Source organism: Salmonella sp. NW177, assembly GCF_051811585.1.
GTDB lineage: Bacteria > Pseudomonadota > Gammaproteobacteria > Enterobacterales > Enterobacteriaceae > Salmonella > Salmonella enterica.
In genome coordinates this window covers 261128-285860 of the sequence record NZ_JAMMZV010000004.1, presented here as the reverse complement: position 1 = coordinate 285860, position 24733 = coordinate 261128, and the positions used below count along the sequence as shown (strand labels likewise).

At 53.3% G+C, this 24733-nt stretch carries 17 protein-coding genes; 6 read left to right on the top strand and 11 right to left on the bottom strand.

Annotated elements, in window-relative coordinates:
* Window positions 1-36 precede the first annotated feature (36 nt).
* The 6 genes from lldD to NA986_RS14070 all read right to left on the bottom strand — a co-directional run bounded on the left by lldD (window position 37) and on the right by NA986_RS14070 (window position 9673).
* The gene (lldD, locus tag NA986_RS14095) at window positions 37-1227 is read right to left on the bottom strand and encodes a quinone-dependent L-lactate dehydrogenase (protein WP_000586988.1); all 1191 of its coding nucleotides are present in this window, start codon (window positions 1225-1227) and stop codon (window positions 37-39) included.
* Window positions 1224-2000 (bottom strand): transcriptional regulator LldR, encoded by a 777-nt coding sequence (lldR, locus tag NA986_RS14090; protein WP_023216799.1) that lies wholly within the window; start codon window positions 1998-2000, stop codon window positions 1224-1226. Before lldR ends, lldD begins: the two co-directional genes overlap by 4 nt.
* Window positions 1997-3652 (bottom strand): L-lactate permease, encoded by a 1656-nt coding sequence (gene lldP / locus NA986_RS14085; protein ID WP_001055308.1) that lies wholly within the window; start codon window positions 3650-3652, stop codon window positions 1997-1999. Before lldP ends, lldR begins: the two co-directional genes overlap by 4 nt.
* A gap of 298 nt (window positions 3653-3950) precedes the next feature.
* On the bottom strand, window positions 3951-8096 hold the full coding sequence (locus NA986_RS14080; RefSeq protein WP_023216798.1) for a YadA-like family protein: 4146 nt from the start codon (window positions 8094-8096) through the stop codon (window positions 3951-3953).
* Between the two features lie 43 nt (window positions 8097-8139).
* The gene (locus NA986_RS14075) at window positions 8140-8823 is read right to left on the bottom strand and encodes a DUF3251 domain-containing protein (RefSeq protein ID WP_023216797.1); all 684 of its coding nucleotides are present in this window, start codon (window positions 8821-8823) and stop codon (window positions 8140-8142) included.
* Between the two features lie 487 nt (window positions 8824-9310).
* Window positions 9311-9673, bottom strand: a complete 363-nt coding sequence (locus NA986_RS14070) for a YibL family ribosome-associated protein (protein ID WP_000665687.1) — start codon at window positions 9671-9673, stop codon at window positions 9311-9313.
* A 290-nt stretch (window positions 9674-9963) separates the two neighbouring features.
* Between NA986_RS14070 and NA986_RS14065 the strand changes: the two genes are divergently transcribed.
* A complete protein-coding gene (locus tag NA986_RS14065) occupies window positions 9964-10173 on the top strand; it encodes a hypothetical protein (protein WP_001062558.1) in 210 nt (69 codons plus the stop codon).
* A gap of 9 nt (window positions 10174-10182) precedes the next feature.
* Here NA986_RS14065 and mtlR read toward each other — a convergent pair whose 3' ends face one another.
* The 3 genes from mtlR to mtlA all read right to left on the bottom strand — a co-directional run bounded on the left by mtlR (window position 10183) and on the right by mtlA (window position 14065).
* Entirely contained in the window at window positions 10183-10773 is a 591-nt protein-coding gene (gene mtlR / locus NA986_RS14060; RefSeq protein ID WP_000193201.1) for a mannitol operon repressor MtlR, read from the bottom strand.
* Entirely contained in the window at window positions 10770-11918 is a 1149-nt protein-coding gene (gene mtlD / locus NA986_RS14055; protein WP_023216216.1) for a mannitol-1-phosphate 5-dehydrogenase, read from the bottom strand. Before mtlD ends, mtlR begins: the two co-directional genes overlap by 4 nt.
* A gap of 230 nt (window positions 11919-12148) precedes the next feature.
* Window positions 12149-14065, bottom strand: coding sequence for a PTS mannitol transporter subunit IICBA (gene mtlA, locus NA986_RS14050; protein WP_000093287.1), 1917 nt, complete (start codon window positions 14063-14065; stop codon window positions 12149-12151).
* A gap of 475 nt (window positions 14066-14540) precedes the next feature.
* Between mtlA and NA986_RS14045 the strand changes: the two genes are divergently transcribed.
* From NA986_RS14045 to selB, 3 genes are all read left to right on the top strand, one after another.
* Window positions 14541-15149, top strand: coding sequence for a glutathione S-transferase (locus tag NA986_RS14045; RefSeq protein WP_000766687.1), 609 nt, complete (start codon window positions 14541-14543; stop codon window positions 15147-15149).
* A 98-nt stretch (window positions 15150-15247) separates the two neighbouring features.
* Window positions 15248-16639: an L-seryl-tRNA(Sec) selenium transferase gene (gene selA, locus NA986_RS14040; RefSeq protein WP_000200187.1), complete on the top strand. Its 1392-nt coding sequence runs from the start codon at window positions 15248-15250 to the stop codon at window positions 16637-16639.
* Window positions 16636-18486: a selenocysteine-specific translation elongation factor gene (selB, locus tag NA986_RS14035; protein ID WP_023216217.1), complete on the top strand. Its 1851-nt coding sequence runs from the start codon at window positions 16636-16638 to the stop codon at window positions 18484-18486. The genes selA and selB overlap by 4 nt, the downstream gene beginning before the upstream one ends.
* Before the next feature lie 274 nt (window positions 18487-18760).
* Here the strand turns inward: selB and NA986_RS14030 are convergent, their stop codons facing one another.
* The gene (locus NA986_RS14030) at window positions 18761-19642 is read right to left on the bottom strand and encodes an ROK family protein (RefSeq protein WP_023200285.1); all 882 of its coding nucleotides are present in this window, start codon (window positions 19640-19642) and stop codon (window positions 18761-18763) included.
* A 168-nt stretch (window positions 19643-19810) separates the two neighbouring features.
* On the opposite strand from NA986_RS14030, the gene aldB reads away from it, so the two are divergent.
* Window positions 19811-21349, top strand: coding sequence for an aldehyde dehydrogenase AldB (gene aldB / locus NA986_RS14025; protein ID WP_000183989.1), 1539 nt, complete (start codon window positions 19811-19813; stop codon window positions 21347-21349).
* Window positions 21350-21634: 285 nt separating this feature from the next.
* On the opposite strand, the gene NA986_RS14020 is transcribed toward aldB, so the two are convergent.
* A complete protein-coding gene (locus NA986_RS14020; protein ID WP_023216218.1) occupies window positions 21635-23590 on the bottom strand; it encodes a glycoside hydrolase family 127 protein in 1956 nt (651 codons plus the stop codon).
* Window positions 23591-23853: 263 nt separating this feature from the next.
* Between NA986_RS14020 and NA986_RS14015 the strand changes: the two genes are divergently transcribed.
* A complete protein-coding gene (locus NA986_RS14015; protein ID WP_023216219.1) occupies window positions 23854-24669 on the top strand; it encodes a helix-turn-helix domain-containing protein in 816 nt (271 codons plus the stop codon).
* Window positions 24670-24733 lie beyond the last annotated feature (64 nt).

Here is a 24733-nt window from a genome sequence, read left to right as displayed (position 1 = left end):
TAGCAGAAATTTACCGGGCTCTCACGCGCCAGGCGTTCAGGCGGCATCGCCTTTGCTCATTGGCGCCAGCGCGGCGGGCAAACTTTTCCCCAGTTCCTGCACCAGTGAATCGCCACTGATTTCGCTAATGGATTTCGCGCCGGTCAGGGTCATGGCGACTTTCATCTCTTTCTCGATCAGGTCCAGCAGGTTGGCGACCCCCGCTTTTCCTGCCGTCGCCAGCGCGTAGAGATAGGCCCGACCCAGCAGTACGGTATCGGCCCCCAACGCAATCATACGCACGACATCCAGCCCGTTACGAATCCCGCTATCCGCCAGAATGGCGATATCGCCTTTCACCGCATCGGCAATGGCGGGCAGGGCGCGGGCGGAAGAGAGCACGCCATCGAGCTGGCGGCCGCCGTGATTCGACACCACGATACCGTCAGCGCCGAAACGTACCGCATCGCGGGCATCTTCTGGATCGAGGATCCCTTTGATCACCATTGGGCCGTCCCAGAATTCGCGTATCCACTCCAGATCTTTCCAGGAGATGGACGGATCGAAGTTATTTGCCAGCCAGCCGATATAGTCCTCAAGGCCGGTCGGTTTACCCAGATAGGCGGAAATATTGCCTAAATCATGCGGGCGACCGTTCAGGCCGACATCCCACGCCCATTTAGGGTGCATCACCGCCTGCCAGTAACGGCGCATGGCCGCGTTTGGGCCGCTCATCCCGGAGTGGGCGTCACGGTAGCGCGCGCCCGGCGTCGGCATATCCACGGTAAAGACCAGCGTGGAGCAGCCCGCCGCTTTCGCACGTTCAAGCGCGTTGCGCATAAAGCCCCGGTCACGCAGTACATAAAGCTGGAACCACATCGGGCGCTTAATGGTTGGTGCAACTTCTTCTATCGGACAGACGGAGACGGTGGAAAGGGTGAACGGAATGCCCTTTGCGTCTGCGGCGGCGGCGGCCTGTACTTCGCCGCGACGGGCGTACATGCCGCACAGACCTACCGGCGCTAATGCCACCGGCATCGACAACGTTTCGTTAAACAGGGTCGTTTCCAGGCTTAAATCGGACATATTTTTCAGCACGCGCTGGCGCAGAGCGACTTGCGACAGGTCTTCCACATTTCGGCGCAGGGTATATTCCGCATACGCGCCGCCGTCGATGTAGTGGAAGAGGAAAGGAGGCAACGTGCGCTGAGCTGCGGCGCGATAATCGCTGGCTGCTGAAATAATCATGATTTATTCTCCCTGGTCATCTCATTATGGTCGCCAGGCAGGCGGGTAATACGCGCCTGGCGGGCCTGGTCTTCATCAAATCGTTTAATCGTGGTGTGGACAAAACTGAGGTGCGCCATCATCGCTTTACGCGCGCCCTCGGCGTTACCGTCCAGAATGGCGTCCATCACCGCCTGGTGTTGTTCCGTCAGCTTTGAGAATACGGGCGGAACGAGATACATACGCTGGCGACTCTGTTTGACGGAGGATTGCAGGACGTCGAAGAAACCGCGCATGGTTTGCAACAGCACCACATTGTGCGAGGCTTCCGCGATCGCCAGATGAAAGCGCACGTCGGCCTGGGAGGCGAGATCCGGGTCTTCGCTGAGCGTCGCATCAAAGCAGAGTCTGATTTTCTCTTTGTCGGCAACGGTGGCACGCATGGCGGCGTGCCAGGCCGTACTGGCTTCAATGGCGTGGCGGGCTTCCAGAATGTCGAAACTGTAGTCCGGATCGTCCGCCAGCAGGGTTTTCAGCGGTTGTACGATATTCTGTTCAGACCAGGTTTCGTGCTGCCAGCGGACAAATGTCCCGCCGCCGCGACGGCTCACCAGCACGCCTTCGCTGACCAGCTTCGCCAGCGCTTCGCGTAAAGAGTTGCGTGATACGCCAAGCTGTAGAGCCAACTGGCGCTCGGCGGGCAATTTCATGCCCGCTTCCAGGTTTTGTTCTTCAATCAGCGCCCGCACGCGAGAGGCAATCTCGTCTGACAGGCGTTTTGGCATCACAATCACGGAATCATCCAGGTTAAAACATAGGCCTGAAGCGTAGTGATCACGCCCACCATACAGGTGAAGATCAGGCTGTGTTTGACGGTAAAACGGAACAGATCGGACTCTTTTCCTACCAGTCCCACCGCCGCGCAGGCGATGGCGATAGACTGCGGCGAGATCATCTTCCCGGTTACGCCTCCAGTGGTATTCGCCGCCACCATCAGCACATCAGAGACGCCGATTTGCTGCGCCGCGGTAGCCTGTAGAGAGGCAAACAGCGCGTTAGATGAGGTATCCGAGCCGGTCAGGAAGACGCCCAGCCAGCCGAGGAACGGCGAGAAGAACGTGAAGGCGCTGCCGGTGTGCGCCAGCGCTAACGCCAGCGTGGAAGAAAGCCCGGAATAGTTCGAGATAAACGCGAACGCCAGTACCATGCCGATGGAGTAAATCGGCAACGCCAGCTCTTTCAGCGTGCTGCCAAAGGTCTGGATTGCGGCTGAGGGTTTCATTTTCAGCCAGACGATAGACAACAGCGCGGCAAACAGGATCGCCGTGCCGGTGGCGGAGAACCAGTCAAATTTATACACCGCCGCGTAAGCGGTCGCTTCGTGTACAACCGGCGGCATACGGGCGACCAGTTTATCGAGATACGGTACCGGAACGTTAATTACCCAGTCATACAGCGCGCCGCCGGGGGCAAACAGCGCTTTGAACGGCGGTATGCTCCAGAGAGTGACCGTGGCGGTCAGGAACAGAAACGGCGACCAGGCGCGAACGATTTGCCCTGTCGTATAGCGGGTACGGGCCAGCGTCTGATCGACCTGTGACGCGCCCATATCGCCGAAGCGGAAGATGCGCACCGGCTGCCAACGTTTGAGGAACAGCGTCAGGCACACCAGAGACACCAGCGAAGAGATAATGTCCGGCAGTTCCGGCCCGATAAAGTTGGAGCTGAGATACTGGGCGATAGCAAACGAACCGCCAGAGACCATCACCGCAGGCCAGGTTTCTTTCACGCCGCGCCAGCCGTCCATAATCGCCATAATCCAGAACAGGACGATAATGGTCAGGAATGGCAACTGGCGGCCTACCATCTGACCGATTTCAAAGCTGTCCAGGCCCGTGACCTGTCCGGCAACCAGAATCGGGATCCCCATCGCGCCAAAGGCGACTGGCGCGGTGTTTACAATCAGGCACAACCCTGCCGCATACAGCGGATTAAAGCCCAGACCCACCAGCAGCGCGGCGGTTATCGCCACCGGCGCGCCGAAACCCGCCGCGCCTTCAAGGAACGCACCGAAGCAGAAGCCGACAATCAGCATTTGCAGACGTTGATCGGGGGTAATTGACAGAATTGACGAGCGAATAATGTCAAACTGCCCGGTCTTGACCGAAATTTTATAGACGAAGACCGCGGCGATGATTATCCAGGCAATCGGCCATAGCCCGTAGAAGAAGCCATACACGACCGATGCCAGCGCGTGATCGACCGGCATTTTATAGAACAGCAGCGCAACGGCGAGCGCGATAACCACCGTCCACGAAGCGGCAACGTAGCCTTTCAGCTTGAGTTTAATCAGGGCGAAAAAGAAGAACAGGATTGGGAGCGATGCGATCAGGCTGGAAAGCCAGATATTACCCGCCGGGTCATAGTTTTGTTGCCAGAGGTTCATTGCAGGTCTCCTGAGAACCACACGCATAATGGGATGAATCTTTGCTCATCTCGTTGGGGTCACATTATGTGTAAAAGTGGTCCTGCCAATATTGTTGTGTATGGATAATGACAACAAATAGTTAACCAGATGTTATTTATTGGCAACGGTATTGTAGAGTTAATTTAGTGAAATGTGAGTAGGCTGTGGTAACGGGCTAAAATTGGTAGGGCCAATTGAGGGGAGAGGACAGCAAAGGGAAGTGAAAAGGCAATGGCATTATGCCATTGCCTTTGATGTCGGGAGTGTTGTTACTTCATTACCACTGGAAGCCCGCGCCAATGGCCGCAGAGTAATCGCCCTGGCTGTTGCTGGTTCCTTGCAATTTATACACCCAGCCCCCGCTTTCACTTACCATGGAGACCCCAATGGCGACGGCACTTTCACCATTAAACGTACCGCCAGCAATCGAGGTCATGTTGGCGCCCGGGGCGTAGGCTTGTGGCAGACCGGCCATCGCCATCGCTGAAGCGATACCGCCGCTCATCTTGTTTTCTACACCTTTGATTTTGCTGTTCATTTCACCCATTTTCTGGTCGGTATAGGTGTTTGCTTCTTCGACGCTGCGTTTCAATTGCGCATAGTTAACCGCATCCGTATCATTCACCGCCGCTGAAACATTGCCGATCCGAGTGGTACCGCCACTCCCGTCTCCCAGGTTGAGCACGCTATAGTTAACCGAGCCATCTGCATTGGTTTCATAACGCACGGAGCCTGCTTCTGAGGCTTTCAGTTGCGCCACATTAACCGCGTCAGTGTTGTTCACCCCTGCGGCAACGTTGGTAATACGGCGTTGTTGAGTAGAAGAGCCGACAGACACAGTATTAGCTTCATCTGCGACGGAATTTGTGCCTAACGCCACGCTGTTTTCAGCGGCAGCAATAGAGCCAGAGCCAATCGCGACGCTGTCCGCACCCTGGGCATTTGCATCTACGCCATCGGTGTTGGTCTTGAAGTACTTGGTGCTACCGGTAGTGACGATATCGCCAATACCGTTTTCAATATTGGTGACGCGAGTATCAAGACTACTCACCTGCGTGTTCAGGTTATTGATGCTTTCGGTATTCGCGGCAACACGGCTGTCGGTGACTTTCAATTGACCAACGTTAACGGCATCGGTATCTGCCGAACCCGCCGCGACGTTAGTGATCTGACGTTGACCGTCTTCACTGCCGACAGAGAACTCACCGACAGAGTTCTGCGGTGTGTCCATGTTGTAGGCGGTGTAGTCAGTCTGTGCGCCGCGAGTGGTCTGAGAACCATTACCCATTGCAATACTGTTTGCATGGTAGGCGCGTGCGTTAGAACCGATAGCAATACCGTTGATGGCATCAGCCATCACCAGTGTATTCAGACCAATACCAATACCTGCATCAGCATTGACGATGGTCTTCGCACCCATTGCCAGTGAGTCAGTTCCGACAGCCAGTGAATCTTCTTCCGTTGAGTTTGCGTGGTAGTACTTGGTCGGTGTAGTAGTGACCGCACCAATGGCATTTTGTAACTGACGAACTGTTACCGCATCTTGCGCTTCAGAGCCGTCCGCAACGTTGGTAATTTGACGATAGCTTTCTCCATCCGTCCCCAATGACAACGCGCCCAGCAACTTTCTGTCTGTTGTATTGTAGCCAATGACAACGCCATCGCTTGTTACGCTCGTTTCTCGTATACCGGTTGTAATAGCGCGGTTAGAGGTGGAGCCACTGCCCAAAGCGATACTGCCATCAATGCTACTGCTGCTGTTTTGGCCAAGAGCCAGACTGCCAGCGCCAGAGGCGACGGCGTCGTAACCTACTGCCGTTGCGCCGTTACCCGTTGCGTATGCATCCTGGCCTTCAAGCCCGTTATCATTCGTACGGATGTATTTCACGCCGGTACCATTTTCCGTGATATAGGTTTCGCTGGTATCGCCGGCTAGTTGGCTAATAGATTCATTATACTGAGAAATCAGCATGTTAGTTTCATAGAGCTGAGAGCCATTAACGGCGTCAGTACTGTCACTGGCGATTTCACCTGCTGCTACATTGGTTATCTTATTGGTACCGCTGGTACCGTGGCTGGCGCTGAACGCGCCTTCTTCGTCATCCCAGCTCAGTGCATCGGTACCAAGATTGGTGATGGACGTATTGATATCCGCGATAGCAGAGGTGTTTTGATCCACCTTCTGGTTGGTTTCATACAACTGTGAGCCGTTTACCGCGTCTGTACTGTCCTCAGAAAGCGCCCCGGCGGCGACATTGGTTATTTTACTGGTGCTTCCACCGTGGTTTGCGCTGAAAGCGCCGATGTCTTCGTCCCATAACAGAGCGTTATCAGTGAGGCCGGTAATGGACGTATTAATGTCGGAGACAGAAGTATTCAGGTTCTCAATCGCGGTGCTGTTCTGAGTGATGTTAGTGGTATTGGCGGCGATATCGGTCGTGTTCTGATCCACTTTTTCATTGGTTTCGAACAGCTGCGATCCGTTAACCGCGTCGGTACTTTCTTCAGACAGCTCTCCGGCAGCAACGTTGGTGATTTTGTTTGTCGTACTACTTCCGTGGCTGGCAGAGAACGAACTCGTTGTCTCATTCCAGCTCAGGTTGTCAGAGCTAAGATTGGTGATGGACGTATTAATATCTGCGATAGCAGAGGTGTTTTGATCCACCTTCTGGTTGGTTTCATACAACTGGGAGCCGTTCACTGCGTCTGTACTGTCCTCAGAAAGGTCCCCGGCGGCGACATTGATGATTTTACTGGCGCTTCCGTTGCGGTTAGCGCTGAATGCGCCAGAGGTCGCATCCCAAAGCAGGGCATCATCGGTGAGCGTGGTGACGGAGTCGCTCAGACTGTTGATACTGGTGGTGTTGGTGGCGATATCAGTGGTGTTCTGAGTGATGCTGGTCGTATTAGCGGCGATATCGGTTGTGTTCTGAGACACATTTTCGTTGGTGGCAAACAGCTGAGAGCCGTTAACGGCGTCGGTGCTGTCAGCGGCCAGGGTACCCGCCGCCAGATTGGTGATTTTACTGTCGCTTCCGTTGTGCTTAGCGCTGAATGCGCCAGTGTCAGCATCCCAAAGCAGGGCATCATCGGTAAGGCCGGTGATGGAATCGCTCAGATTGTTGATATTGGTAGTGTTGGTGGCAATATCAGTGGTGTTCTGATTGATGCTGGTCGTATTGGCGGCGATATCGGTTGTGTTCTGGTTAATGCTGTCGGTATTAGCGGTAATATCGGCAGTGTTTTGGTTGATGCTGTCGGTATTGGTGGCGATATCAGCAGTGTTCTTATCCACTTTCTCATTTGTATCAAACAACTGAGAGCCGTTAACGGCGTCGGTGCTGTCTGCGGCCAGGGTACCCGCCGCCAGATTGGTTAACTTGCTGTCGCTTCCGTTGTGCTTAGCGCTGAATGCGCCAGAGGCTGCATCCCACAACAGGGCATCGTCGGTGAGCGTGGTGACGGAGTCGCTCAGGCTGTTGATATTGGTGGTGTTGGTGGCGATATCGGTTGTGTTTTGGTTAATGCTGTCGGTATTGGCAGCAATATCAGTGGTGTTCTGCGTCACATTGGCGTTGGTTGCAAATAGCTGAGAGCCGTTAACGGCGTCGGTGCTGCTTTCTGATATGGCTCCGTTACCAACGTTGACAATTTTGCGCTTTAGGGCATCACTCCCTACAGAAACTACGTTTTCTTCGGTCGCTGTAGAATTGCTCCCTATCGCGACGGAATTTTTTGCAGAGGTTACCGCCCCACTACCGAAGGCAATGCCATTTGCCGCATCTGACGTTACGGATGTATTGTAACCGAAAGCCATGCTATCCAGAGATGCGGCATTCGCCCCTAATCCTACCGTCAGGCTTCTTTCTGCTGATGATACGGTATCGCGTCCAAGCGCTATTGCATTTTTCCCTGAGGCATTTGCATTTGTTCCCAGTGCGATGGCGTAAAGATTTGAGGCAACTGCGTTTGTACCTACTGCCATAGAGTATTTAGCCGTAGAAGTGGTATGTGCACCTGCCCCTAGCGCCACTGAGCCTATACTCTCAGCAAGGCTATATCCGCCCAACGCAGTGCTGGAAGCCCCAGATGCCTTACTATAGTAACCTATTGCAATACCGGCACCCGCTACATATCCTTTGGACGGATCTTCTGCGACCTTTTCTTTAGTTGTTATTGTTGAATCAGCTTCGGCGCCTTCGCCAATGGCTATCCATCCATTCTCAGTGCCGATCCCTTTCCCTGTATCGTTCCCAGCATTGGCCAGTGCGTCCGCAGAAACCATAATGCTGCTAAGACTGATGAGTGCGGAAACCGCCAGCTTTCTGCGGCCGCTTTTTTTGCCGCGGCTTTTTGCGGTTTCGCTGGTGACAACAAATGTTCCCGTAGCGGCATTCCAGAGGACTCTAAATATTCTGTTCATGAATAAGTGCTTTCCTTTTCTAAAATAATTGTATCAATGGCTATTATTTTTTTGGCTTCTTTTTCGTATCATTAATAGGCTGTATGCTGTCGAATATGACATTCTCCATGTTAATACCTATTTTTAGATACTTAAGATTATTGGGCGATACGCCTTTTAATGTTAGCGTGACGTTTGTCCATGCTCCCGGTAAGAGTTCGATTGTCGAATCCATTTTTGTGTTGAGCAGGAGTTGTCGCCATCGAGGCAGATCTTTTGCCTCGGAAGGTTTTTTCGTACCCCATGTCATATTAAACGCAAGGTTTGATACGGGAATGCTGAGTAAGTTAACTAAATCAAGATGAATAACACTTCCATTATCTATTGGCTCAATAGATAGAATACGCCCGGCTAATCCGATATTGCCGTTGTTAATAATAAAATAGTGCGTTTGTGATGGGTCCAGTTCTGTATAGTCGAATAGCCGTTGTTTGCGTTCAACGCGGCCAACGACTTCGGCGACCTTTTGAGTCGTGTTGATAAGCGTAGCTTGTTGTTTTTCTAGCAAATTCATCTTTGCTTCTTGTTCTTTTTGTTGTTTTTCTAACAGGTTTATCTTTGTTTCTTGTTCTTTTTGTTGTTTTTTCAGCTCTTCAACAAGGTGTTTATCTGCAAAGTAGTCACAACCAGATAAAAAGAATGTGAATCCCAACGCAAGCAGGGGGATAAATTTTCCATTTTTGTGCATATAAAATATCCTTGTTAATAATTTATATAATATAAATAGTTAACCTGTTATTTATACAGCTAACTTATCATTTTGCGAGCATTGCCAATAGCCATTAATATATGGTTATAATTAAAACATTCATTGTTTCTATAGAAATGCGCAAATACCCGACGTTGTTTATCAATTACTCATAGCAATGCTTTATAAAAATATAATTATAATGTTTATGTATGGGGATTTTTTTCAGGGATGATAATGTTATTTAATTTTGCGGGTCAATCATATTCTGCGGGATATAAGAAAAGAGGATGAAAAAAATTCATTGTATAAATACAAACAGGCATGATAGTGGAATTTTTCATCCTGAAAAAGCAGGGGCTACCGTTAAAAATGAACTTGTATATAAGCGGTGTAAATACTTCCAGGAAAAATTCGGAATATAGCCCGATGCTCTCAAGACACCCTCCGTACAACGGGTGTCCTGAGAGCCTGTGATGCGGAAGGTTTAGAACTCGCTCTTCGCGAAGCCTGTCATCTCTTTGAGCCCCATTTCCCGGCCCAGCGCCGTCATCGGGTGCACCACGATCAGGCCGCGTACGCTTTTTTTGAGTTTGCCCATATCGGCCTGCTCTTTTTTAGTGATCGCGCGGCGAAACGGCAGGTTCATCAGCTTCTGCGCTTCTTTACTCAGTTTCTGGCTGTGTACTTCGCGCAGACGGATAATTTCTGCTTCCAGCGTCTCTTTTTCTTTTTCCAGCTCCGCGTATTTATCGGCGGATTCAACCAGAGAGAGACCTGCCTGCTGGTGGCGAATAGCGTCAAGACGATCGCTCAGGCGTTTAATTTCGTTTTTTTCGACTTCTTTCATGGGATAGCTTCTGATAGAAATGGGATAGATACCTTATAGTATGCGCGCAGTGAGTGATTCTTCACAACTCATGACGTAAAGATAATCAATTATGGCAAGTATTACACTGCTCACTATTTAATTATCTCGTTGAGAATAAAATCCTTTTTGTCGAAAGAAAAGATGAAGCGCCCTTTTGTCGGCAAGAAAAGCGATTAAGCACATTTTCCTCAATGACAACGCTAAATTGATCCTAAACTCAAATAAGCGACCGCGGGAGTCAGACGCGGGTCCCACATGGAGGATCTATCATGGCAAAAATAGGTGAGAACGTACCACTTCTTATTGATAAAGCCGTCGATTTTATGGCGTCCAGCCAGGCGTTCCGTGAATACCTGAATAAAACGCCGCCGCGTGATTATGTTCCTTCCGAAGTGCCGTCGGAGAGCGCGCCCATTTATTTGCAGCGTCTGGAATATTACCGACGGCTGTACCGACCAAAAGAAGAAGAAAGAGGTTAACGGCGGGATTTACTTTTGAAAGGCCTTTTTTAAGCTGATTTTAGAAATCAGCTCGGTCAGAGAGAGGACCATCGTCGAACGCACCGCCTGCTGGTAGCGCTGAATTTGCATGGCGTATAGCGCCGCGTCGGACGTATCAAAATGCGGCGGCGGCGGTAGCGCCATGACGCAGTGCAGTTCGCCAAACGGCCCGAGGATTTCATCGTCGGTAAAGGCGTACTCATTGCCGTCGTGATTCAGCTCTTCGCGCAGCGCCATTAACAGCTCCGCATCTTCATATTCGGTGCGGCTGAGTACGCCCAGACCATAGATAAGTTTCAGACGTACCGAAAGATCGCCCAGCGGCCCGTCGCCGTCCAGCAACGGTTCCACAGCGTATTTCACGGCATAGTCGTCTTTGCGAAACACCTGGAGCACCAGAATATTCACCGCCTCGGTCAATAACTCGACGGCGGTAATCAGGAAGCTCCGTACGGTTTTGCCAGCATTCAGACGCTCAAGCACACGATTTTCAAAGGCCTGGGTTTGTTCCATTATTGCCTGCATATCTGACAATCTGTTATTTGGGCGCAGGCTAACCTGCGCCGGATTCTGCGTCATTTGGTCGCGTTATATGCGTTAACCGCCTCCGCCACCACATCGCTATTGGCATCCAGCCCGGAAATTTGCGCCAGCGCGGCCTGCGGGCCTTCTTCGGTAATCAGAGCCGCTAACTCCTGCGCCTGCGGATCTTCATCACTACGGAAATGCATCGCCGCCGCGATCCCTTTGACCAGATTCACATGCGGCAGACCATATTCCAGGGTGCCAAGCAGCGGTTTGATCAGACGGTCGCCCGCGCTGAGTTTGCGTAGCGGCTGACGACCTACGCGTTCGACGTCATCTTTCAGATACGGGTTTTCAAAACGACCGAGGATTTTCTGAATGTATGCCGCATGTTTGTCGGCATCAAAACCGTAGCGTTTGATCAGCACCGCGCCGCTTTCTTCCATCGCGCCTTTCACCACCGCACGAATACTCTCATCGAGAATGGCGTCGCGAATGGTTTGATGACCGGCTAATTTGCCGAGGTACGCGGTTATAGCATGACCTGTGTTCAGCGTGAAGAGTTTACGTTCGACAAATGCCATCAGGTTATCCGTTAACTCCATCCCCGGAATGTTTGGCAACGCGCCTTTAAACTGGGTTTTATCGACAATCCACTCGCTGAACGTTTCTACCGTCACTTCCAGCGGATCGTTGGTCGCAGAAGCAGATGGCGGCACAATACGGTCAACGGCGGAATCGACAAAGCCAACATGTTCTTCTACCCATGCTTTGGCGTCTTCCGGTAGGGCATTCATCACATGGCCTTTCAACTGCGTTGTGCCGCGCACCATATTTTCACAGGCGATGATATTCAGCGGGGCATCCACGCCCTGCGCCTTACGTTTTACCAGCCCTTTAGCGATGGCCGGAGCGATACGCTCAAGCACAACCGGACCCACGGCAGTAGTGATTAAATCAACGTGGGCAATCAGGTCGACAACATCATCGCCGATGCTGCTGACAGCGTTGACGCCGGAAACGGTATCCACCTGCTCATTTTCACCCACAACATGAACCTGATAGCTATGACGGGCATTCAGGGCATCGAGTACGACCTGGTTTACATCCGCAAACGTCAGTTGTATCCCCGCGTCAGCCAGCAGTTTGCCGATAAAGCCACGACCGATATTACCTGCGCCAAAATGTAATGCTTTCATAGTATTAACCTTCATTAATGTTTTTACCCGAGAGGGCTGGGGTGAGGGACTGCATAGATTTCCCCTCAACCTAACCCTCTCCACAAGGGAGAGGATATCGCCTTCATATTTCGAACTGCAGATGCGTTGGCTCTCCTCGCTCACCCCAGTCACGTACTTATGTACGCTCCTGGGGATTCACTGCGTTGCCGCCTTCCTGCAGCTCGAACTATTTTGGGGATACTTAACTGTTAAGCTTTTTTACCTGCCAGCAGTTCCAGCACTTCATCCACGCTGGTGGTGTGCGCCAGACGCTCGATCACGGATTCATCATCCAGCGCGTTGGTCAGGCTGGTGATGACCTGGATGTGCTCATTATTACGAGCGGCGATACCAATGACCAGACGGGCAATATCGTCTTCTTCTTCACCGAAGCGTACGCCTTCCGGATACTGGCAGAACACCACGCCGGTTTTCAGCACGCGATCTTTCGCTTCCACCGTGCCGTGCGGTACTGCGATGGATTCACCGAGGTAAGTCGGCGTCAGCTTTTCGCGGTCCAGCATCGCCTCGACGTATTCCGGCTCAACATAGCCGCCTTTCACCAGTTGTTCACCGGCAAAGCGAATCGCCTCTTCTTTGTTAGCGGCTTTACGGCCCAGGAAGATATTCTCCGCACCCAGTTTGAACAGGTTGTTATCACCCTCCTCAAAGCTGTCTTTCAGATGGTCGCGTACTTTCTCTTCATTAGTATTGTGGCGCTGTGCGGCAACCAGACGTTCGGTCAGGCTGGTGTACAGGCCGCTATCCAGGAAGTTGGTCAGCGAAATATGCTGCGCCTGCGGTACCTGACGCATCGCGCGCTCGGTAAGGTCACGGTGAGTAATGACCAGATCCACATCCGGCGGCAGATTGTTAATGGCGCTGTTGGTGACGGAAATCTGGCTCAGGCCTGCATCCTGTACTTTCTTACGCAGTACCCCTGCGCCCATCGCGCTGGAACCCATACCGGCATCGCAAGCCACGATGATTTTACGCACATGGCTCAGGTCGTTGGTCACGTCGCCAGCCGCCAGCGGAGAGGCGCCTTTAGATTCCGCTTTCATGTCATGCATACGACGGGTGGCCGCTTCAATGTCATCTTCTTCTTTCACTTTGCTGGTTTTCAGCAGAATTGCAGAAACCACGAAGGAGACCGCCATTGCCGCCACGATGGCAGCGATGTTAGCGAAGTAAGCGCCTTTTGGCGTCATCGCCAGTACGGCCAGAATGGAGCCAGGAGAAGCCGGAGAAACCAGACCGCCGTTCAGGATGGTCAGGGTGAATACGCCAGTCATACCGCCAAGGATAACGGCCAGGATCAGACGTGGGTTCATCAGCACGTACGGGAAGTAGATCTCATGGATACCGCCCAGGAAGTGGATAATTGCCGCGCCGCCCGCAGACTGTTTAGCGCTGCCGCGACCGAAGAACATGTACGCCAGCAGGACGCCCATCCCTGGACCCGGGTTAGCTTCAATCAGGAAGAAGATGGATTTACCCATCTCATGGGACTGCTGGATACCCAGCGGTGAGAAGATGCCGTGGTTAATCGCGTTATTGAGGAACAGGATTTTCGCCGGTTCAACAAAAATGGACGCCAGCGGCAGCATATCGTGCGCCACCATGAAGTTAACGCCCGCCGCCAGAATTTTGGACAGGACTTCAACCGCCGGACCAATACCGAGGAACGCCAGGATGGCGAGGATCATACCGATAATGCCAGCGGAGAAGTTGTTCACCAGCATCTCAAAACCGGATTTGATCTTACCGTCTACCCAACTGTCGAATTTCTTAATGCAGTAGCCGCCTAATGGACCGGCGATCATCGAGCCGAGGAACATCGGCATATCCGCGCCGACAATAACGCCCATGGTAGTGATAGCGCCCACTACGCCGCCGCGTTCGCCGCCAACCAGACGACCGCCGGTATAACCGATGAGCAGCGGCAGCAGGTAGGTGATCATCGGACCAACCAGTTTCGCCAGCGTTTCGTTAGGCAACCACCCTGTTGGAATAAATAATGCGGTGATAATACCCCACGCGATAAACGCGCCGATATTAGGCATCACCATATTGCTGAGGAATCGACCAAAGCTTTGCACTTTGATCTTAATATCGGATGACATAAAAACACCCCTTCTTATGTTGCTGTCGCGCAGGCTGAAAGCCCGAGGTTTGTTAATGTAGCGGCAGAGGTAGCCGGACCCTGTAGTGTAGATACTGCGCAATCTGGCACTGAATCGTTCAACTGTCCAGACAGGGACAATTTATGTGATTTGTGTCACATAAATATAGGGGGTAGAGAGGTAATTGATGTGATATTGATCACAAAGTGGCTGTGTAAAAAAACAACGAATCTAATTTTTAGCCCTTAAAAGACCATTTTATGTGAGATATTTCACATTTTTATTTTGGTGCTTTGTTGAATTTTTGTGATCCTCTTCACAAGAAATTTTAAGCCCGGGTAACGTCAATACGATCCGGCAAACATTTTGTCGCGAGCCCTCTCACGTTATGTCATTCAGCAACCTCCTTTTGTGTCTCTTTTCGTCTTATTTGAGCCATACTATGATTTTTACTGGTTGGCAAAAAGGACACGGCATGAAACTCATCGGTAGCTACACCAGCCCTTTTGTGCGCAAAATCTCTGTTCTGCTGCTCGAAAAAGGCATTACCTTCGAATTTATTAATGAACTACCCTACGAGGCGGATAACGGCGTGGCGCAATACAACCCTCTGGGTAAGGTGCCAGCGCTGGTGACGGAGAAAGGGGAGTACTGGTTCGATTCGCCGATCATCGCGGAATATATTGAGCTGCTGGATATCGCGCCAGCGATGGTCCCGCGTGACCCGATGGCAGCGCTTAAAGTTCGCCAGCTTGAAGCGTTGGCTGACGGCATTATGGATGCAGCGTTGGTTTCTGTACGCGAACAGGCGCGTCCGGCGGCGCAACAATCGGAAACGGAACTGTTGCGCCAGCGGGAAAAAATCAACCGCAGCCTGGATATGCTCGAAAGTTATCTGAGCGACGGGACGCTAAAAACGGATACGGTCAATCTGGCGACTATCGCGATTGCCTGTGCGGTAGGCTATCTCAACTTCCGCCGGGTCGCGCCCGGCTGGTGTGTTAGCCGCCCCCACCTGGTCAAACTGGTCGAAACGCTTTTTCAACGCGAAAGCTTTGCCCGCACCGAAGCGCCAAAGGCTTGACGCGCATTATGTCCGCCTGAGCAAACTCACGTTACAATCCCCCTTATGTCGATATCCCTCTCCCGCCAGGAGAGGGCCACCAACAGCCAGGCATTTTCATGACAAGCGAAACGCGTACACTCTACAGCCAGCTTCCTGCTATCGATCGCTTATTGCACGATAGCGCTTTTCTTTCTCTGCGCGATCGGTATGGCCATACCCAGGTGGTTGATCTGCTTAGGCGGATGCTTGACGACGCGCGCGACGTCATACGGAATACGCAAACGCTTCCCGACTGGTACGCAGACTGGGCGCAAGAGGCGAAACTCCGGCTGGAAAATGCGGCGCAAAGCGCGCTGCGCCCGGTGATTAACCTGACGGGGACGGTGCTGCACACCAACCTTGGCCGCGCATTGCAGGCGCAAGAAGCGATTGAGGCGGTAACGCAGGCGATGCGCGCGCCGGTGACGCTGGAATACGATTTAGATGGCGCCGGGCGGGGGCATCGCGACCGGGCGCTGGCGACGCTGTTATGCCGAATCACCGGGGCGGAGGACGCCTGTATCGTCAATAACAATGCGGCGGCGGTATTGCTGATGCTGGCGGCGACAGCCAGCGGCAAAGAGGTGGTGGTTTCGCGTGGTGAGCTGGTCGAAATCGGCGGCGCGTTTCGTATTCCGGATGTTATGCGCCAGGCGGGCTGTACGCTGCATGAAGTAGGCACCACCAACCGGACGCACGCGAAAGATTACCGTCAGGCGGTAAATGAAAATACCGGGCTGTTGATGAAGGTACATACCAGTAATTACAGCATTGAGGGCTTTACCAAAACGGTAGAGGAAGCGGAACTGGCGGAAATCGGGCGAGAGCTGGATATTCCGGTGGTGGCGGATCTGGGCAGCGGTTCGCTGGTGGATTTAAGTCAATATGGCTTACCCAAAGAGCCGATGCCGCAGCAGCTCATTGCCGCAGGCGTCAGCCTGGTAAGCTTCTCCGGCGATAAGTTGCTGGGCGGGCCGCAGGCCGGGATCATCGTCGGCAAAAAAGCGATGATTGCCCAACTGCAAAGCCATCCGCTGAAACGCGCCCTGCGTGCGGATAAAATGACGCTGGCGGCGCTGGAGGCAACGTTACGTCTGTATCTGCACCCGGAAGCGTTGGCGGAGAAATTACCCACCCTGCGTCTGTTAACCCGCAGCGAAGCGTCGATTCGCGAACAAGCGCAGCGGTTACAGGCGCGGCTGGCGGCACGTTACGGCGATGAATTTGCGCTGGAGGTTAAACCCTGCCTGTCGCAAATCGGCAGCGGTTCATTACCGGTAGACCGCCTTCCCAGCGCCGCCATGACCTTTACCCCGCACGATGGGCGCGGTAGTCGGCTGGAGGCGCTGGCGGCCCGCTGGCGCATGCTGCCTGTACCGGTCATTGGCCGAATTTATGATGGCCGTTTATGGCTGGATATGCGCTGTCTTGAAGACGAAAGCCGGTTTATGGAGATGATGCTGAAATGATTATTGCAACTGCCGGACACGTAGACCACGGTAAAACGACGTTGCTCCAGGCGATTACCGGAGTCAATGCCGATCGCCTGCCGGAAGAGAAAAAACGCGGGATGACTATCGATCTGGGTTACGCCTATTGGCCGCAGCCGGATGGTCGTGTGCTGGGCTTTATCGATGTGCCTGGGCATGAAAAATTCCTTTCTAACATGCTGGCGGGCGTAGGCGGTATCGATCACGCTTTGCTGGTGGTCGCCTGTGATGACGGCGTCATGGCGCAAACGCGCGAGCATTTACAGATCCTGCAACTGACGGGTAATCTCCAGCTCACCGTAGCGCTGACCAAAGCCGATCGCGTGGACGAGGCGCGTATCGGTGAAGTACGTGAAGAGGTACTGGCGGCGCTCGACAACTATGGCTTCGCCGATACCGTTGTATTTGTCACCGCTGCCAATGAAGGGCGCGGTATTGCAGAACTTCGCGCTCATTTACAGCAGCTTCCTGCACGTTTACACGCCGCGCAGCATCGCTTCCGTCTGGCTATCGACCGTGCGTTTACGGTGAAAGGGGCGGGACTGGTGGTGACCGGAACGGCGTTGAGCGGAGAGGTAAACGTGGGCGATACGCTATGGTTGACCGGCGTTAATACGCCGATGCGCGTACGAAGTCTACACGCGCAAAATCAGCCCACCGACCATGCGTATGCCGGGCAACGTATTGCGCTCAATATTGCGGGCGATGCGGAGAAGGAGCAGCTTAACCGCGGCGACTGGCTGCTTTCCGATGCGCCGGTGGGGGAAGCTTTTTCCCGGGTGATCGTTTCTCTGGCGCTTCATGCGCCGCTTTCCCAATGGCAGCCGCTACATATTCACCATGCCGCCAGCCATGTGACCGGTCGCGTCTCTTTGCTGGAAGGCGGGCTGGCCGAGCTGATCTTTGATACGCCGTTGTGGCTGGCCGATAATGACAGACTGGTGCTGCGTGATATTTCCGCACGTGCCACCCTTGCCGGCGCACGCGTGGTGACGCTTAAGGCGCCGCGTCGCGGTAAACGTAAGCCAGATTATTTGCACTGGCTTTCAACGCTTGCTGCCGCGCAGGACGATAGCGCGGCGTTGGCCATTCATCTGGAACGCGGCGCCGTCAACCTGCCGGATTTCGGTTGGGCGCGTCAGCTTAATCCTCTCGGTATGCGTCAGCTTATTGAGCAACATGGTTTTATCCAGGCCGGAGACAATCTGTTAAGCGCGCCCGTCGCCGCCCGCTGGCAGCGTAAGATTCTTGATACGCTGGCGACCTACCACGAACAGCACCGCGATGAACCGGGGCCGGGACGCGAGCGTTTACGTCGCATGGCCCTGCCAATGGAGGATGAAGCGCTGGTCCTGATGCTGATCGAGCGGATGCGCGACGACGGCCTGATTCATAGCCATCACGGTTGGTTGCATCTGCCGGATCATAAAGCGGGATTTAGCGATGAGCAGCAGGCCGTCTGGCAAAAAGTTGAACCGCTATTTGGCGATGAGCCCTGGTGGGTACGCGATCTGGCGAAAGAGACCGGAACGGAAGAACAATTGATGCGGCTGGTGCTGCGGCAGGCGGCGCAGCAAGGCATCATTACCGCGATCGTAAAAGATCGGTACTATCGTAACGATCGGATTGTCGCTTTCGCCAATATGATCCGCGAGCTGGATCAAGAGAGAGGATCAACGTGTGCGGCGGATTTTCGCGACAGGCTGAATGTAGGGCGGAAGCTGGCCATTCAGATCCTTGAATATTTTGACCGGATTGGATTTACACGACGTCGTGGGAATGATCATTTATTACGTGATGCGTTATTATTTCCGCAAAAAGAATGAAATGGTTAAATTAAATAACAAATGAAGCAATACAATTATTGCGTTGCTTTATAAAAAGCACATCAGGAAATGAACCAGATGTGCTTTTTATTTTTCTGGCTTCTTAAAATAGCCAGCGTGAACCTGTTATCAGGATAATTTCACCCGTATTCTTTGCGCCTTATTCAGGCGACTCACGATGAGATTGTGGAAATTTGATGTAACGCCTTTGCCCGGTGGCGCGGACGCTTACCGGGCCTGCGTAGACGATGCAGGCCGGATAAGGCGTAACACGTTAGCTTCGATCGAGCTTTTGCTGCGCCAGCCAGACGGCGCCCAGCCTGCCCGCCTGATTTCCCAGTTGGCAGGGCTGAATCGGCACCTGGAGCGCCTCCCACATTTCAAACGTTTCAAGATGCCGCGTCAGGAGCGGGTAGAGCTTTTCCTGTTCGCTTATTCCTCCGCCGATCAGCACCACGCCCGGATCAAACATAGAGATCACGCTGTAAACGCCGCGTGAAAGATAACGCGCCCAGTCATTGACCGCCTCACGCAGATGAACATCGGTCGCCATTCGTTCGAAGATCACATCCGCAGGCGGCATCTCTTCGGCAGGCAGCGCCAGCGCCTGGCGGCACGACGCCATTAATCCGCTGGTTGACGCGATTTTATGCATACTTTCGCCATTATTCCCGACCGGCATGACGCCGAATTCACCGGCGTGGAAATGTGCGCCGCGATACAGTTCTCGTCCGACGATAATACCGCCGCCAATGCCGGTTCCAATGGTGATACAGACCATGTTTTCATAATGCTGCCCGGCGCCTCGCCACATTTCGCCCAGCGCCGCGCAGTTCGCGTCGTTCTCCACGACCAGCGGCAGATCGGTCAGCCCGCTGAACAACTCCATCAGGTTGACGTCATCCAGGTAAGCCAGCGCGCCCGCTTTTGCCGCATGACCGTTATGGGGATTAATATGGCCGGGGAAACTGACCCCGATTGCCGCAATGTCATAGTCCTGTTGACAACGCGCCACCACATCCTGCCATTTGCGGGTAAACGTGGAGGCGTCCTCTGGCGTATCGAATTGATAATGGGTTAATTCTTCGCCGTCACTGTTAATCACGCCATATTTGACGTGAGTTCCTCCCACATCAATGCCGATATATTGCTGCATAGTGTTCTCCGTACGTTAAACAGGCACCTGTTTAGTATGGCTAAAACCAGACGGAGAAACGTAAAGGAAAGTAATTCGTGATTGCTGTCGTAAAGCGGGAAACCATTGGCGAAAAATTCACCAGTACCGTCTACCCTTGTGGAGTACCTTTACAATAAGGAGTTGGTCATGACGAACAATCCCCCTTCAACACGTATTCAGCCAGGTGAATACGGGTACCCACTGAAGTTAAAAGCCCGCTATGACAATTTTATTGGCGGTGACTGGGTTGCGCCCGCCGACGGCGAATATTATCAAAACCTGACGCCAGTGACCGGCCAGCCGCTATGTGAAGTCGCTTCCTCCGGTAAAAAAGATATCGATTTAGCGCTCGACGCCGCGCATAAGGCGAAAGATAAGTGGGCGCATACGTCAGTACAAGACCGTGCCGCTATCTTGTTTAAGATCGCCGATCGGATGGAACAAAACCTCGAACTGTTGGCGACAGCGGAAACCTGGGATAACGGTAAACCGATTCGTGAAACCAGCGCCGCCGACGTACCGCTGGCGATTGATCATTTCCGCTATTTCGCCTCCTGTATACGTGCGCAGGAGGGCGGGATCAGCGAAGTTGATAGCGAAACCGTGGCCTACCATTTTCACGAACCGCTTGGCGTCGTGGGGCAGATAATCCCGTGGAACTTTCCGTTGTTGATGGCAAGCTGGAAAATGGCGCCAGCGCTGGCGGCGGGTAACTGCGTGGTGCTTAAACCGGCACGCCTGACGCCGCTTTCCGTTCTGCTGTTAATGGAAGTCATTGGCGATCTGTTACCGCCGGGCGTCGTCAACGTCGTGAACGGCGCGGGCGGCGAGATCGGTGAATATCTGGCGACCTCGAAACGTATCGCGAAGGTGGCGTTTACCGGTTCGACGGAAGTGGGTCAACAGATCATGCAGTACGCCACGCAGAATATTATTCCGGTGACGCTGGAGTTAGGCGGTAAATCGCCAAATATCTTCTTTGCCGACGTGATGGATGAGGAAGATGCGTTCTTTGATAAAGCGCTGGAGGGATTTGCCCTGTTTGCCTTTAACCAGGGCGAGGTGTGTACCTGTCCAAGCCGTGCGCTGGTCCAGGAGTCCATCTATGAGCGCTTTATGGAGCGCGCTATTCGCCGGGTAGAGAGCATTCGCAGCGGGAACCCGCTAGATAGCGGTACACAGATGGGGGCGCAGGTCTCCCACGGCCAGCTTGAGACTATCCTCAATTATATCGATATCGGTAAAAAAGAGGGGGCCGATATTCTGACCGGTGGGCGACGCAAGGAGCTGGATGGCGAACTTAAAGAGGGCTATTACCTTGAGCCTACTATCCTGTTTGGTAAGAACAATATGCGCGTCTTTCAGGAGGAGATCTTTGGCCCGGTGCTGGCGGTAACCACCTTTAAAACCATGGAGGAGGCGCTGGAAATCGCTAACGATACCCAATACGGCCTGGGCGCTGGCGTCTGGAGCCGTAATGGATCGCTGGCGTATAAAATGGGGCGCGGGATCCAGGCCGGGCGCGTATGGACCAACTGCTATCACGCCTATCCGGCACATGCGGCGTTCGGCGGCTATAAGCAGTCGGGCATCGGGCGCGAAACGCATAAGATGATGCTGGAACACTACCAGCAAACCAAGTGCCTGCTGGTGAGCTATTCCGATAAGCCGCTGGGGCTGTTCTGACGCAAGAGGTAATGCCCGATGGCGCTGCGCTTATCGGGCCTACCGCATTGATATCAGCCTGGTGGTAATGCCCGATGGCGCTGCGCTTATCGGGCCTACCGCATTGATATCAGCCTGGTGGTAATGCCCGATGGCACTTCGCTTATCGGGCCTACCGCGTTGATATTAGCCTGGTGGTAATGTCTGATGGCGCTGCGCTTATCAGGCCTACAAAAATTCATCGCAATATACTGATATTGCAAATCTTGTAGGCCGGATAAGGCGCAGCCGCCATCCGGCACAGTATTACCGTTCGTTAACCCAAATCCGCATTTCGCCCTCGCCACGGTTGGCCCAGCTAAACCACGGAATGAACGTTAGCGTCTGCGGCTGGCGCGATGACGGCGCGTTATCGTAGTGCCACAACGCCTGATGCTGCGCATCTGGGGCGCTTTGCTTCTCGCCTTCAGCCTGAATCAGCATCTTATGCGCAAAAAGCCCTTTGCCCTCAAAGACCCGGAACTCACTCTCTTTCGGTAGCCACAGATTATGCAGTTCTTCGCCGTTATCGGCCTGCTCAAGGCAATAGACCAGCGGCCCGCGCTGAATGGCAACCTTACCGGCGACGTGACGCGCCAGCGGATTGCCATACACGCGGCGAACCGGCATCGGCAGCGTCAGGGTTATCGTATCGCCCTCCTGCCAGGTTCGACGGATATGCAGATAACCTTTGCGAATATCCTGCTCCACTTCCAGCCCGTTGAGCGTCACTTTTGCCTCAGGGCACCAGTCCGGCAGACGTAGCGCCAGCGTGTGACGTACCGGCTGCACAGAGTCGATGGCAATCTTCACCTGCTCATGCCACGGGTAGTTCCCGCTGATTCGCAGTTTGAGCGCGCCATTTTCAACCGGTATTTCCATGCTGTTACCCACGTACATATTGATGTACAGCGCATCCGCACGCGGCGTGTAGATGTAGTGACCAAGGGAGGTGAGCACGCGGGCGATGTTCGGCGGGCAGCAGGCGCAGCCAAACCAGCGCTGGCGGATGGGCTTAACGTGATCGTAAATATGGTTGAATTTTAACGATTTTGGATGCACTTCCAGCGGGTTGACGTAGAAGAAATGCTTGCCATCGAGCGCCATACCGCCGAGGACGGTGTTGTACAGCGCGCGCTCCATCACGTCGGCGTACTGGCTATCGGCTTCCATTTCCAGCATCCGGCGGGCGAACATCATCAGGCCGATTGAAGCGCAACTTTCCGCATAGACCGAATCATTCGGTAAATCGTAATCGCTGCTAAAGGATTCGCCGCTGCTCTGTGAACCGATGCCTCCGGTGATATACAGCTGACGCTGCGCCATATTTTTCCACAGACGCAGGCAGTCCTGGCGTTTGCCTTCATCGTTGCTCAGGCGAGCGAGATGCGCCACGCCAGTCATCAGATAGACAAAACGTACCGCGTGGCCGATTGCCGTCTGCTGCTGTGAAATTGGCAGATGCGCCTGGCTGTAGGCTTTGTCTTTGACCATCCACGCCGGGCCGTAGGTATGCCAGTAAGAGGTTTGGCCGCGTTTTTCGTACTCTTCGTCGTAGAAGTGCGGTTGGGTGCCGCGCTGCCCGATAAAGTAGCTTGCCAGCGTCATATAGCGCGGCTGCTCTGTTACCTCATACAGACGCATCAGCGCCAGCTCAATTTCCGGGTGGCCCGGATAGCCGTGCAGCTGATTTTCGCCAGGGCCGAAAGTGCTGTCGATATGATCGGCCAGGCGACAAACGACGTCTAGCAGCCGACGCTTGCCGGTGGCCTGAAAGAAGGCGACGCCCGCTTCAATCAGATGCCCGGCGCAATAAAGCTCATGGCACTCCGCCAGGTTGCTCCAGCGTTCTTGCGGGGCTTTTGCCGTAAAGTACGTATTGAGATAGCCATCGTCACACTGCGCGGCGGCCACCAGTTCAATCACCTCATCGGCGGTTTTCTCAAGCGCTGGATCGGGCTTCTGGCACAGTGACCAGGCAACCGCTTCCAGCCATTTCGCCACGTCGCTGTCCTGAAAGACCATGCCGTAAAAGTCGCCCGTCTGCTGGCCTGCGGCAATGCGGAAATTTTCAATGGCATGGCTGGGTTCAGCCTCTGGAATACGATCGTTTAACGCATCCCACTGGTAAGGAATAACCACATCGCGAACCAGTTGTTGATACTGTCCGAGGAACGGATCGCTGACCGTCAGTTTATGCAGATCGACTTCCAGTACGTTCATTTCGTGCTCCTTAAGGCTGTAGAGGTCATAGATATTCCTCGCTGACGGGGTATTTTATGGCAGTAATTTTTATTTTCGCGTTATGACCTGATTCATTTTGCCCGGATAGCGGTGAGCGACAAGGCGATAAAAGAGTAAAAAAAGATGACGATTCCGACCCGTATTTAAAAATGTGAGATGGATCGAGTGAAAGGACTATTTTTAGTTAATAATCAAAAGGTAATATGAAATACGGTGCTGAATGAGCGGGAAATGACATATTAATGCTCGAATTATCCATAACATTACCGATTAAAGTCCAAAACGGCGGATTATTTATTTCTCGCGGCATTGGGCGTCATCCTGCCAGGCGTCTGCAATCGTGGGAAATTATATTTGTGGAAAAAGGCTGCCTGAAAATTCAGGAAGAAGAATGTGTTTTCTGTGTCGAAGCCGGGGAAAGCCTGTTGCTTTGGCCGCATCGCCGCCATATTGGCGTTGAGGAGTTTCCCGCCGATCTTAAATTTTACTGGCTCCATTTTGAGGTCAAAGCGCCGGACAGTGACCCGCGCTGGCTGACGCATCTTTCCGTGCCGCAGCATACCCAGGTTGCCGATCCGCAGGCGCTGATTGCGCTTTTTCGCCAGTTTATGAACGAGCAGGAAAAGCACCAGCGCAGCCCGGCGCTGGAGTTCATCGTGCTGCTGATTTTGCAGCAGCTCACTGTTGACGCCCGGCAGAATGAAAACGCCGAGGCCGCTGGCGTGTCGCTGGCCTGGAAAGTGAAGCAGCTGATTCGAACGCACTATCACCTGCCGCTTTCCAGCTCGGTTCTGGCGAAAGAACTGCATTGCAATGTGGATTATCTGGGACGCGTTTATCGGCGGGTATTTCACCTTACGCTAACGGAAGCCATCCACCGCCAGCGGGTGCGCGAGGCGGAAAAGTTGCTGATTAGCGACGCGCGTTCGTTAAAAGAGGTGGCGGAGCGGTGCGGTTTTAATGACGTTGGTTACTTTCGCCAGATCTTCCGCAAGCACACCGGCCTGACGCCTACCGCCTGGAAGCGGCGCTACAGTAAGGAACACGTTAATTCTTGAGTATAATCTTTGGCCCTCTGACAACGCGGTTGCAAACTGAATGCCCGATGGCGCTTTGCTTATC